This window comes from Paraburkholderia sp. EG286A (assembly GCF_040965375.1).
Lineage (GTDB): Bacteria > Pseudomonadota > Gammaproteobacteria > Burkholderiales > Burkholderiaceae > Paraburkholderia.
In genome coordinates, this window is sequence record NZ_JBFRCB010000010.1 from 24,065 (window position 1) to 37,307 (window position 13,243).

Sequence of the window (13,243 nt, forward strand, 5' to 3'; positions counted from 1 at the left end):
CGAAAGCGGATCATCGTCCGGCATCGGCGCGCGCGGCGCGCCGGTTCTCGCTCGACGCGTGCTCAAGGCGGATCCATGGGCGTGAAGCGCGCATCGCCGATGGCGTCGAACACCACGAGGAAGCCTGCGCCGGCAACTGCCTGCATTGCCGGCAACAAGCCGCCGGGCTCAGCGATCATTGCCGACCTCGCCTCGTTGATTTCGGCCGCGCCGGCCGGCAGCCCTTGCGTGTATCCGCTATACAGTTGGCCCAGCGTTTGCACGTAGAGCGTTTGCAGGGCCGCGTGCGCCGCGTTGTCCGCCGGCGGCGCGGCGAGGTTCGGGCTCACCAGGTAGTCGGCGACCGCATGCCGGCCCAGCCACTCCTGGATGAACTCGAACGTCTCGAAGTGATCTTCGCCTTCGGCCATGACCGTGCGCACCGTCTGCTGGTCCTCGTTGGTGCCGTCGCGCGCCAGGGTAGCAAGGATGCGCGCGTAGAGGCCGTCTATCGACTGCGAAGGCGCTTCGAGCGCAAGGTACCCGACAATTGCCTCGGGCGTGGCCGCGCTCGGCGTCCACGGCGTGCTTCCTTGTCCGGGCAGCACGCGCGCAACATGCAGCGCCGGCTCGAACGCTTGCTGCGCACGCTGCGACATCGAAGCAATCACGCCATTGACCGCGCGCAGATGCTGCATCTCGCCGATGGCGATCCGCATCAGCTCGGCGCGCGCCGCGGTGATGTCATCGCGCAGTGTGCCGACCGGCGCATCGGTTCGCAGCGAGAACGCCGCAGTGAGGTAGGTCTGCATCACGGCCAGTTCGACACCGGACGCGTAGCGCAACTGTGCCATCAGTTGCTGCGCGTTATCGAACGGTGACGCCGTGCGCACCTGGGCAAGGTAGGGGCCGAGATTCTCGCGCCCTTCCAGAACGAAGTTCAGCTCTTGCCAGCGCGCATTGATTTCGTAGTGGTCCAACTCGGAATCGGGCAGATCGACCGTGGCCGGTTGCGGCAGTACGTCTGCGACACGGGCCGCGCGCTCCCACGGCACATCGGCATTCCATTCGGGAGCCGTGGCACCTACCGCCGGCTCGGGCGGTCGCGCAATGTCAGGGTGATTCGAGGCCCAGTAGAAGCAGGCGCAGTCCCGGAAGTCGTGCGTCCACGGGCTGCACAGCGATTGAGTCAGCTCTCCGGGCACGAACATGCCGGCGAGCGCGCCCTTGTCGTCCAGGTAGCGCTGGCGGGGCCCGGTCAGCGCTCGCGACGTCGCCCCGCGTTTGAGCGTGACCGTCACCGGCGTGCCTTCCGTAAGCAGTCGAACAGCGGTCCAGACATCGGGTGGATTGCCATTGGAGTTCGTGGCGTTGAGGTCGGCAATCTTCAACGTGCGTTGACCCAGTGGGCCAAAGGTGCCTTGCAGTGCAGTGATGGTCCAATGGCGGCTCTGCTCGAGGTCACTGGCGATCGCGCCGTAGGTGCTCGCGCTCGCCGCGTCCAGTGCGCCGGCGTTTTGTGCGGCGCCAACGCCGTCCTTATCCACGGAAATCACGTTGATCCGGTCGCCCAGAAGATCGACTTCGAGGAACGGGAAGAAGCGCCGCTCCAGGTTGCGCAGGTCGCATTCGAGTCCCGGAAAGCAGTTGCCGACGCCGGACTCGAGCAAGGTCGAGACCGGATTGCCAGTAACCGGGCTTGCAAGCACCGAGGGCGTGCTCGCGCTCGAACCGCGGCGCAGCGCCGCGACGTTGCGCGGCAACAGTTTGACAGGGCTGCTCACTGCGTCCCCCTTCGAAGATGAGTCAAGTGTGGGAGGTCGACGCGCAGGCGTCGAACCAGTCCGGGTGGCTCGTGCCCAGTTCGCAATAGGCCGCAAGGCAGAATTCGAGCCAGTTGCGAATGAAGTCGCACGAGGCCTCGGTGCGCTGCGCGGCCTCCTGATGACAGCCGCCCGCACAGAGATAGCGAGCCCAGCAACTCGCGCACTGGGTCTGCGCGTGCACATGGCGCTGCTGTAGAAAGCGCGTGCGGCGCTCGCGCTGGAGACTGTTCGAATCGCCGACCTTGAAGTCTGCGTTGCCAATCGCGCGATGGCAGGTGTACCAGTCCCCGTTGGCGGCGACGGAGTGATAGCCGCCGCCCGCGCCGCACGGGTAGGGGGAGCTCGCCCCGCGGTGCAACTGCTTCAGTGCGACTGCAAGGTTGGTGAGCCGCAGCGCGCCTCCGGCTGGAATACGCGCGAGCTCTCTGCGCGCCAGGTCCGACAAGGAGCGCAGGTAGACGGGCCAGTCCGCGTCTTGCAGCGCGCCTGAGCCTTCGGGGCCACGGCGCAGCGGCGCGAAACCGACTTCTTCGAACCCGAGCGACAGGATCGCATCGAACGCGCGCGGCAAGTCGAGCTGCATGCGCGTGATCGTCGCGCGCGCGGCGATATGCGCCTGGCCGGGGTCGGCGAGCAGTGGCGCGATGGCTTCCCGCAGCCGTGCGTGGCTGCCCGCGCCGTTGCCGGGGCCGCGAACGAACGGGCGCAAGCGTTCGTGAGTGGGCGCGTCGCCATCGACACTGACCGTCACGGCAAAGGGATGGCTGCGCAGCAATTGCCGATCGTCGTCGTCGAGCAATGTGGCGTTCGTTGTGACTGAAAAGCGCACATCGAGGCCGGCGCGCTTCCCGGCATCCGTTGCGTACGCGACGGCCTGGTGCAGCAGGTTGCGGTTGACGAAGGGCTCGCCGCCCAGGAATCCGATGGTCAGCGGCGCATCGGTGTCGGCTTCGGCGAGCAACTGGTCAATTGCCGCACGCGCCGTTTCCCAGCGCATGGGCTTGGGCTGCGCGCCTTCGAAGCCGCCGCGCGCGGCGTAGCAATAGCTGCAAGCGAGGTTGCAGCTCGAACTGACGTTGAGCGAGATGCTCTGCGGAGCCGGCACGACGACCTGCGAGAGCGAGCCTGCCGCGGCGCCGTCCAGCAGAAGCGTATCCGCGACGGCACTCACGAGATGGTCGATCTCTTCGTCTGGCTCGCCGTTACCATCCGCGCCGGTGAGGTCGTAGATGCGCGAGCCTGGCACGAGCAAGACATGGTCGCCAACGCGCGAGCGAAAGCGCCGTACGAGTGGCGCGTCGGGTGGTGAAGGCAGCGGCGCAGGCGGGTCGGTGAGTCGCTCCATCACGGCTGCACCCTGCGTACGCGCGCGAGCACCTGATCGCGACGCCGCTGCGCGCGCGCGGAGAGCGGACTGCCGGCCGGACGCGGAGCAGCTGCTGCGGCTTGCGCCACCGCTTGCGGTATCGCGGCCGTTCCGGTCTCGGTCTGGCTTACCCAGTCCATCAATAATTGGTACTGCCAGGCGGACAGGCTGAGCGGGAGGGCGTTGGACTGGCGCATGAAAGGCGGCATGGCCATCGTGGTCACATCGGCGGTCTCGTTCGCCCTGATTTCGAACGGGCCGCGAATCAAGGCCCGCAGGCGCCCCGGGTTCTTGAGGATGAATGCGACCAGGGCCTGCAGATCGGACAGATCCCGGTGTCTCGACCGCGCGTGCTGGGTCATCGGCAAAGGAACGTCGTTGCTCGGAGCCAGCAGTGCGTACATGGGATTGCGCAGCGCGTCGCGGCCGCCGGCAGCATGCGTTGCGTCGGGCGTCGTATCGTTGGCGATGGGCTCTGGCTTGAGCTGGGCGCCGGTGAGCGTCGCCGCGCGTTCGGCTCGCCAGCAGTCGACGTTGAACAGCGACATGGTTTCGTAAATCCGCTCGAAGAGATTCTCGACCCAGGCATCCCGCTCCGGCGCCGACATCGCGGAAGAGCGCGCGGCGGCGTCGCCCGCGCGGTCGTTGATCTCGTCAGCGAGGGAGACGAAGGGTCGCCGGTCCGGGGCGAAATCCGGCGGCGCAACGAAGATCGACGCCGCCGCCGTCAGCGTGCGGCCGCCTTGCGGTAGCGGGAGCCGGACTTCGATCCGCGCTTCGCACGTGTCGTCGACGACGCCCAGTGAGGCTTGATTGCCGACGCTTGCGCCGTCGTAAGTGTCGGATGGCGCGTCGGGCGCCCTGGTTACGGCGATCGACCCGGCCCAGCCCGCGGAGGGGTCGAGGAAGGCGCGCGCGGCGTCCACGGGTGCGAAACGGTTGCCCCGGCGCGTGGTGGGCTGAGGCGTCGCGGTGTTGGGCGGCCCGTAGAAGTGACCCTGCGCCGGTGTGAAGCGAAGCCGGATGACGGCGACGTCGACGACATCGGCCCAAGGCGTGCTTCCGGGCGCCGGCTGCGATCGCGAACGCAGCACCTGCACCGAGCCAAGCGGAATGCTGCGGCCTCCCGGGATCATTTTCGGTTGTGCGTCCGGGGGGCTCGTAGCAAGCAGCAGTTTCGCGCCGTGATCGTCCGCCCCGACATCCACCGGCGCAAACGTGCCGAACCGAAGCGCCGGGTTGCCGGTGCGTCGCGCCGCCTTGCCGTTCATTGCCGTCACGCTGAATTGCAGCGCGCTGAGCGCGATGTTCTCGGCAGTCAGCCGATCAGGCGTCAGCGAGACTTCCCGCCACGTCGAGGGCGCACTGCCCGGTTCGCCGACGAGCGCCCACACTTCGACAAAGGGCGCCACGGGGCGGATCATGGCGCCGTCCCTGAAGCGCAGACTGGCCGGCAGGTGCGGTGTGACCGTCGCGTCGGCTTCCACGGTTAGCGACCAGTCAGGTGCCGCCACCGTCTCGCCGGTCGACCTCGGATCGGGCGCGGTCTCCCAACGATACGAATCCTGCGGCACGCTGCCCCCGCCGAGCCGCGCAACGGCGAACGGCGGGTTCAAGAACAGGTCCTGAATCACTTCGGCCATGTTCGATCCTCCTGGGTCATGGGCGCGGGTTCGCGATCGGCCCTTCGGCCCCGTGAACGGCGTTTGAATAAAGAAGCTGCACCGGCAGAAGGGTCGTTCTCGGCGGGTCGCTGATCTCCTTGAAGACCAGCGCCAGGTTTGAGCCGGCCTGGAAGATCGGCTGGTCGCCGACTTCCCGGCCTTGTCTGGAGGACCAGCCGAGAAAGTCATTGTTGTTCTTCTCGATCGCGTCGTTGACGTCCGGGTCGGTGCGGAACTCGTTGACTTCGTGATATAGCGTTCCCACTACGCTCTTCCACGACTGATCAAACGAAACGATTCCGTTCTCCTTGTTGCCCGGAAGCATTTCGGAGTACACACTGGCCGAGTAGTACAGCGTGCGTGTGGCGCCGCCTTGGGTGAAGTGAACTGAACCGTGATAGCCGCCCAGCCCTTCGAGCGAACTCGCCCCCTGAAGCTCGAGTATCGTTCCAGCCGGCAGCAGCAAATTGAAGAGGCACGTATCGAGGTTGCTGTCCTGGATGAGCGCTGATTCCAGCAGCGCGACCACCTGGTCTTGCACGTTCTTCTCGGTCATCTTTTCGGGCTTCGCTGCGTTGAGAATGACAAACTCACGCTGTTCGCACGCGAGCGTGGCGCCGGGGAAATACTGATGCATGACGTTGTTCATCTGCTTGTGCTGCATGGCATGCCCGATCGCCGCGTCGATGAACTGAATATCGCTCTGCACCCAGGAACCGCTTCCACCCAGAAATATGTTCTGAAACTCCATGCTCGGAATCACTTTTCCGCCATGAAACAGCAGGTCTTCGAGCGGTGCAGGATTGACGCCTGGTGCAATGGCTTGCGGTTCCGGCCAGTGTTGGCCAGGGAGTTTGGAACTCACGAAATACTCGCGCTCTGCCTTTGAGCCAGGCCTCGCTTGAATTCGCATGGGCATTTGCTTTGGATAGGCGGCCATATTTCCGCTCCTGATTGATGTGGGCGTGATCGAATGCGGCAGGACTTACGGCGAGCGACAGTTTTCACAGTCACATCGACGACGGGTTGAGCACAGCAAAAAAACTTGGCGAAAGCCATGACGTCGCATTGAAGGGACACTTGCCGCGCATCAACGGCGGATTCTCGGCAATCCGGGAATAGAAGCTTTCGAAGCAATGATGCTATCGCCCATTCAATACGTTACCTTTCTTTAAATAAAATTGATCTTTAGTGCCAATTTAGAGTTTGTTGTAAGCGATGCTTTTTTATCCGGCAAACGATTAATTCATCAACCTATGTGTGTGTCCGCACAGACTTCCTGTCCTTCGTCTCCCATGGAGTCGGACTGCGAGCATGCCGCGCGAAAGATTGTCGCGCGTACTGACAAAGTTGCGTCGTTTTTCTTATGTCGATCAGAAGCAGGTGCTGAACCAGATATTAAATCGGAGAGAAAGTTATTTAACAACGAGCGCTATTGTTCGCTTCCGCACACAGAGAATAGATTTTCTGTGTATCACCACTCGCGATTTTCTAATCTTCTCGTCGAAGGCCATCCAAAAAATCAAGCCCGGAACACTGGTGCGGGAGTGCTTCTGGGGGGCATTCTTCGTTCCACTCCAGTGTTCGTCACGCTTGCGTGAATCTGCTGAGGAGGACGAGTCTCGCCCGAGGATGTCGTCCAGATCGTGTATCGAGAAATTATGAGGAGAGAGACATGTCACGCAATCTGAGCGACGAACCTTTGCTGCCGACAAATGACATTCAAGGCGATATTCTGGCTGGTCTCATCAAGCAAAACGAACATCTTCTTTTCTTCAAGATATCGGACGTGAAGCGTTTCAAAGCTTTCCTTCGTTCGTTGCATCTGACGAGCGTCGACGAAGTACTCGCACAGGATGAGATGATCAGAAAGAGCAGGAACGGCACCCGTAGAAAACTGCTGCCCACGCCGGGTCTCAACATCGCTTTCACATTCTCTGGACTGAGCGTACTTGGCATTCGCGATATCGACCCAGGATCGGCGAAGGCTTTCATCGAAGGCATGGGCAAGCGGGCGGACCAGATGACCGATCCGCCCACAACGTCGTGGACTATCCTGCGCCCAGACGCGAATCTCCACGGAGTCTTCGTTGTGACCGGCGCCAGCCATGCTGAAGTGGCGGACATTATCTCTCTGCGTCTCGCTCCACCAAACGAGAATGGCTGGACGCTCTTGCACACGGAGGAAGGCCAGGTACGTCCTGCACCTGTTGCTGGTCACGAACATTTCGGCTACGCGGATGGCGTGTCGCAACCGGGTGTGAAGGGGAGAACCTCTGCCAACGTTGCACTCACACCGACAGCTACTGGTGCGGATCCCTCGCAAGGCCAGAAAGGCCAGGATTTGCTGTGGCCCGGTGAGTTCGTCTTTGGGTTTCCCGGCCAGAATCCTCAAGCCGCTTCGCTGGAAGTCAAGGGAGACGATAAAAAGCCCCCCTCGCCGTTCATGGAAAACGGTGCGTATCTCGTGTTCCGGCGTCTCGCGCAGAAAGTTCCTGAGTTCAATCGCTCAGTCAAGCTTGCCGCACAAAGCATCACTAGTGCGGCCAACCCGATGAATCCAGATTTACTCGGCGCACAGATGGTTGGCAGATGGAAAAGCGGTGCAGCCATCATCAAGGCGCCGCTCGTTGACAATCCCACCATCGCCGACGGGACGCCCGATGTCAACGATTTCGAATTCGACGGCGACCGGCAGGGCTTCAAGTGCCCGTTTGCCGCGCATATCCGCAAAGCGTATCCACGCGACGACGTCCCGGGCAAGCCGAACGTCAAGGACAAGAAGGAGATCGACGCGGCAGAGGCGTTTACGCAGTCTCACCGCATGCTAAGACGTGGCATTGCTTTCGGCCCTGAGGTGACTGAAGAGGAGGCGCTGAACGAGCAATCGGCAGGTGGCGACAAAACGCGTGGTTTGCTTTTCAAGTGCTACATTACGTCGATTGAGAACCAGTTCGAGTTCGTTCAGCAATCGTGGGCGAACAACGTCAACTTCTCACAACCAGAAAGCGGTATTGATCCCATCATCGGCCAGTCCCATGAAACGCACCGGTTTTTTGCCGGTGCCGCGCCACAATCACTACAGCAAAGCGACAAGCCGCAACTCGAGCTGGAAAGTTTCGTGACTCTGGAAGGTGGTGCTTACTTTTTCGCGCCCAGTATCAGAAAGCTGCACGGGATTGTCTAGATTCCGACTGATAGGAGCGCACGCGAGTAGCCGCCATGCCAGAAGGCGTTTCGGGAAGGCCGCATTCTGCGAAGCAGACCCGAAACGCCTTGCTTTGGTGACGAAACGAAAGCAGTGAAGCCTTCGAGGAGGCGGCAGCGCCATGTTTGACGAAGCCTCCGAATTGGCGCTGTTTAGCGAACTCTCGCTTATCCTGACTGACGAGCCGATGATCGCTGCGTCGACCGCCGGGCGCCACCTGGCCACAGTAAAGCAATATGTGGGGCAGGACAGGCTGGACGCAGTGCTCGCGCAATTTTCAGCATTGAAAGCTGCCGGGGGCGATCTCGTCGCTGCTGTCGGGTCAGACTTGATTAACAGCGGAGGATTCGGGCCAGTCGCCAAAGCGATTGTATTGATCTGGTTTGCGGGTGTCCCGGACCTGAGTCCAGGCGCCCCGGGTCCAGCCAGCGAAGCCGATTTCTTTGAGTCTCTTGTGTGGAGCGCCATTGGCGTCCATCCGCCGGCCTACTCGGATGGGTACTACGGCTCGTGGCGCTATCCGCCGGATACCGGGCGCTAAACCATGACAACCGCCACGCAATGTGAACTTACGGATTTCGACGCTGTGATTATTGGCGCGGGCGTGGCTGGAGCACTGCTAGCCTGGCGCCTTGGCGCCGCGGGTCTGAGCGTCGGCTTGATTGAAGCGGGCGCCGGCACGGTCGATCGCGCGGCGGCGGTTGCAGCATTCGGCGCCTCGAAAGATAAACCGCTCGGCGCTCCTTACCAAGCGGTTGGCGCGGCCGGCCCTGAGCATCCTGGTCCAATGAACGAATACTACGATCAGGCTGGCCCGGAGGACTTTCTCTCCACTTACGAGAGGATCGCTGGGGGGTCGACTTGGCATTGGCTAGGACATACGCCGCGCCTTCTGCCCAATGATTTCATGATGCATTCGGTTTACGGCGTCGGAGTGGATTGGCCGATACGTTATGACGACATCGAGTCGTGGTACTGCGACGCCGAGGCCGCGCTCGGCGTCGCAGGGGACGACGCCGAATGGAACGGCGTGCACGGCGCCTTCCGTTCTGCACCGTTTCCCATGACGCCAATCTGGCCCAGCTGGTCGGACGACTATGTCGCCCGGGCGGTGAACGGAATCGAGGTCGACGGGCAGGCGCTCCGAGTGCTCAAAACGCCGGCGGCGCGCAATTCGCGGCCCTACGACGGGCGGCCTCCGTGTGCCGGCAACGCAAGCTGCATTCCAGTGTGCCCGATCGGCGCCAAGTATGACGGCTCGGTGCACGTCAAAAAGGCAATTGCCACAGGCAAAGTCCAATTGATCGCGGATTCGATTGCCACGCGCTTGGTGCTGGGACAGGATCGTCGTATTACGGCGGTGGAGTATAAAAAAGAAGGGCTGCTTTTGAGGGCAAGCGGGAAAGTCGTGATCCTCTGCGCACATGCTATCGAATCGGCCAAGCTGCTCCTGATGTCTGCAGGCGCGGGCGCGCCGCTGGGAGTTGCCAATTCGAGCGACCAGGTCGGACGAAATTTGATGGACCACATGCAGAAGTCGGTGTTCGTAAGAACCAGAGATCCGGTTTACCCGTTTCGCGGGCCGCCCTCAACCTCAGGAATCGAGACGTTTCGGGATGGTGCATTTAGGCGCAATCGCGCAGCAATGCGATTCTCGCTGAACAACGACGGCTTTTATCGTGCGTCGAATTCGTCACCGGCATCGGACCTTCGTGACGCGGTACAGCAGGGTCTTTTTGGTGCGAAACTTCGGCGCCACCTTCTAGATGTCGTTAGTCGCCAACTCCGCTTCAGCCTTTCTACTGAACTGCTTCCAGATGCCGACAATCGCGTAACGCTCTCCCAACTGACGGATAGGGATGGTTTGCCACGGCCGCGAATTCACTTCAATGTTGGCACCTACACGCGCGACGCTTTCTTGCCAGCCCTATACATAGTCAACCGGATGGCGACCGCGCTAGGGGGCGAAATTGTGGAGGAGGATGTTTCGGTCGAGGCGGGAGGCCATCACTATAGTGGTGCCGGCCATATTATGGGAACCTGCCGGATGGGCACGGACAGTCGTCAAGCCGTAACCGACGCCAATTGCTGCGCCTTTGACCACCGCAATCTTTACATCGTGGGATCGAGCCTGTGGCCGACTTGCGGCACCGCTAATCCAACGCTTACCATTGCGGCACTCAGCCTGCGTGCTGCCGATCACATTGCAACGACGGAATTCGGCCTGCGGCTGGGGAGCCTGACATGAGCACGCTGCCTGCGCCGAAGAATCGAACCGAGCTTATCGCGCTGCTCACTGAGGCATGCGAGCTGGAACACGGCTTGGCGTGCAGCTATCTGTACACGGCATTCTCACTCAAGCAACGGACCGCCGAGGCGGGACTCAACGTTGACCAATGCAGAAAGGTACGGTTCTGGGCATCGCAGATCTTTTTCATAGCTTCGCAGGAAATGATGCACCTGGCGCAGGCGTGGAATCTTTTGATTGCGATCGGAGGTACGCCACACTGCCTTCGGCCGAACCTGCCGCAGGGAACCCGCTATTACCCCCTGCGCGCGAGCATCGCTCTTGAGCCGTTCAGCGAAAATGTGCTCAAGCGCTTTATCGTTTATGAAACGCCCCACGAGGCAGAAGTGCAATGGGTGAGACAGGGTGCAAGCTTCACTGCGGCCGAAGCGACGAGAGGACACGTCACGATCGGGGAGCTATACGGAGCAATTGAACACGGATTTCGGTATATCGCGAACCTGATTCAGGAGAATTCTGAAAACCAGATCGATCACCGCCGTGCGCAGTTTTACGACATCGTCAGGGTGACTAGCGTCCATTCGGCAATTCAGGCGATCGGGAATATCGTTCATCAGGGGGAGGGTGCTGTCGTCGACCGGTTAGACTGTCACTATGGCATGTTCATTAGCATACTCAACGAGTACAGGCAACTCCGAGATACGGCAGGGCCTGAATTTCAACCCGTGCGACCAGTCATGAGCAACCCCGTTGCCGAGTCGCTCGATGGTTATGGCGCCGCTGCACATCCGATCAAGAATCCGTTGACCCGGCGCTGTGCGGAATTGTTCGACGAAATCTATCTTTTGATGCTTCAATCGTTGGCGTCTGGATTCTCGCACGCCATGGATGCGGAACGCGCAACGAAAATTGTACGAACCGCGATCGAAGTTATGGTCACGACAATCCGCCCTCTTGGCGACGCGCTCTGTTGCATGCCCGCGGACGTTAATGGCCTCAACGGCGGCCCGGGCTTTGGTATCACACGCTTCAACGCGTTGCCGGCGGACCTTTCTCGGGCTGTCGATCGGATCGTTTCACGCCTTGGAGAACTTGCTAACGAAGCCGATGCACTTGCGGCTGAACTGCCATCGATGGCGCAAATCGCCTCTGTAGCCGGGCGGCTCAATGAAACTGCAGCACGATTGTCCAATTGAAAGGACTCGATAACATGCCTTCCACTCCCGCCGCTTCCGGCCCCGACGATCACCAGATTGATTCGGTCATTCTTCAGCATCTCGGACTGTTCCGCAAACCGGGGGTGGTATCCGTCCGCCCAGGTTTGCGCATTACAGGCGGCAAGTTGACGAAGAGTCCCGCGATCGTTGTCAGCGTGCGCAAGAAGACGAGCAATATCCCACCAGAAGAGATGTTGCCACGCCAGCTCGAAGGTATTCCCGTCGACGTGCGTCCCGTGAGTCCAACGGAGGCACTTCGAGCCACCGACCCGGAGGCCTTCGCGCAAGAACTGGCTGATGTGCCCCGCGGCAATGTGCCAATTGAATTGCAAACGGCGAATTTTCCTCTCGAGCGTAATCTCGACGGAAAGCTGATCTCTCCACTGGTCGACGCGGCGGTCGCTCGCGTGCGCCCGCGTCGGCCTGGCGAGCCGATACCGGGCGCAGCGGCTGCCCATGCTTATCAAAAGCTGCAGCCTGAACTCCTCAAGGCCGTCACAGACACGTTCAAGGTGACTTGCTTTGCGAGCCCTGCCGCGGGCTGGCAGACGCTTGGGCCGTTTATTGGTAGCGTAAAGAAAACCCTCACGGTTGGCATGTTCGAGTTCACCGCGCCGCATATCGTTGCCGCCGTTCAAAACAGTATGACGGGAAAGACACTGAATCTGGTTCTGGACGATCCAGATTACGACACCACTCATCGTGAGCAAACAAATGACGTGACACATCAACAATTAGCCGGCACCCTTGGTGACGGCATGAAGTTCGCTTGGGCAGCAGAGGGGAGGGACGAGCACAATAAGATTCACCTGTTTCCCGCCGCATACCACATCAAGGTTGCGGTAGCCGACAAGGAGTCCTTCTTCCTTTCGAGCGGAAACTTCAATACATCGAACCAACCGGATTTCGATCCTATCAACGCGCCAAAATCTACCGACGCAAATACCTCCAGCATCAGCGATCGCGACTGGCATGTCATTGTCGAACACGGAGGGCTATCCACGACCTTTGAAAATATAATCTTGAGAGACTTGGATCAGGCGCTTCCCGGTCAGCAGGAGGCAAGCGCTCCTATCCTGAATGACAGCGTTAAGCGCGTCGGAAGGCCCTATAAGGAGTTCCCAGCGGCCAGGACGTTCAGTGGCAACATGACGATTCAACCAGCGCTGACACCAGACAACTATGGTGCGGTCATTTTGCCTTTGATCCAGCAGGCCAAGAAGAGATTCTGGATGCAGACTCAGTACATCAAGCCAAGCTCGCGCTTTGAGAGTGACGAAACGCTGCCTTTGGCGCAACGTACGATCCTTGGACAATTAATCAATGCGGTAAGCGGGTTGATCAAGCGACGTGTGGACGTACGGATCATTGTCGATGCCCGTGTCACAGCGTCGATGATCGAATATCTGGACAAGTATGGCGGCATCGATGGAACGCGCGTTCTCCGTCAAGTCAATGTTCACAACAAAGGCATGGTCATTGATGACGACACCGTTGTAGTCGGGAGCCAAAACTGGTCAACAGAGGGCGTTGACACCAACCGTGATGCCAGTCTGGTCATACGCCATGCCGATGTGACGGCCTATTGGGCCGGAATCTTTGAAAGCGATTGGTCGACAATGACCATACCGGACGAGGCTCCCCAATCATCCCGGTAGAAAAGAGGCGCGCAGGTCGCTAACGGATCGCGAGATCGAGGAGGTTGCCCGCGCGGTCATCAAGATCGATCCAGTCA

The 13,243-nt window shown here is 60.6% G+C and carries 9 protein-coding genes; 5 read left to right on the top strand and 4 right to left on the bottom strand.

What is annotated here, in order from left to right:
- Window positions 1-62 precede the first annotated feature (62 nt).
- The 4 genes from AB4Y35_RS35075 to AB4Y35_RS35090 are packed head-to-tail and all read right to left on the bottom strand — an operon-like array spanning window position 63 to window position 5,775.
- Window positions 63-1,763, bottom strand: a complete 1,701-nt coding sequence (locus AB4Y35_RS35075) for a ferritin-like domain-containing protein (RefSeq protein WP_368708003.1) — start codon at window positions 1,761-1,763, stop codon at window positions 63-65.
- Between the two features lie 22 nt (window positions 1,764-1,785).
- Entirely contained in the window at window positions 1,786-3,150 is a 1,365-nt protein-coding gene (locus AB4Y35_RS35080; RefSeq protein ID WP_368708004.1) for a radical SAM protein, read from the bottom strand.
- Window positions 3,150-4,814, bottom strand: coding sequence for a hypothetical protein (locus AB4Y35_RS35085; protein WP_368708005.1), 1,665 nt, complete (start codon window positions 4,812-4,814; stop codon window positions 3,150-3,152). The genes AB4Y35_RS35080 and AB4Y35_RS35085 overlap by 1 nt, the downstream gene beginning before the upstream one ends.
- Window positions 4,815-4,830: 16 nt before the next feature.
- Window positions 4,831-5,775, bottom strand: coding sequence for a hypothetical protein (locus AB4Y35_RS35090; protein ID WP_368708006.1), 945 nt, complete (start codon window positions 5,773-5,775; stop codon window positions 4,831-4,833).
- A gap of 735 nt (window positions 5,776-6,510) precedes the next feature.
- Between AB4Y35_RS35090 and AB4Y35_RS35095 the strand changes: the two genes are divergently transcribed.
- From AB4Y35_RS35095 to AB4Y35_RS35115, 5 genes are all read left to right on the top strand, one after another.
- Window positions 6,511-8,022 carry a Dyp-type peroxidase gene (locus tag AB4Y35_RS35095; RefSeq protein WP_368708007.1) on the top strand — a complete coding sequence of 504 codons (1,512 nt, stop codon included), beginning with the start codon at window positions 6,511-6,513 and terminating at the stop codon, window positions 8,020-8,022.
- Between the two features lie 142 nt (window positions 8,023-8,164).
- A complete protein-coding gene (locus AB4Y35_RS35100; protein WP_368708008.1) occupies window positions 8,165-8,584 on the top strand; it encodes a hypothetical protein in 420 nt (139 codons plus the stop codon).
- Window positions 8,585-8,587: 3 nt separating this feature from the next.
- Window positions 8,588-10,291, top strand: coding sequence for a GMC family oxidoreductase (locus AB4Y35_RS35105; protein WP_368708009.1), 1,704 nt, complete (start codon window positions 8,588-8,590; stop codon window positions 10,289-10,291).
- On the top strand, window positions 10,288-11,487 hold the full coding sequence (locus AB4Y35_RS35110; protein ID WP_368708010.1) for a ferritin-like domain-containing protein: 1,200 nt from the start codon (window positions 10,288-10,290) through the stop codon (window positions 11,485-11,487). Before AB4Y35_RS35105 ends, AB4Y35_RS35110 begins: the two co-directional genes overlap by 4 nt.
- A gap of 14 nt (window positions 11,488-11,501) precedes the next feature.
- Window positions 11,502-13,166 (top strand): phospholipase D-like domain-containing protein, encoded by a 1,665-nt coding sequence (locus tag AB4Y35_RS35115; protein ID WP_368708011.1) that lies wholly within the window; start codon window positions 11,502-11,504, stop codon window positions 13,164-13,166.
- Window positions 13,167-13,243: the final 77 nt, after the last annotated feature.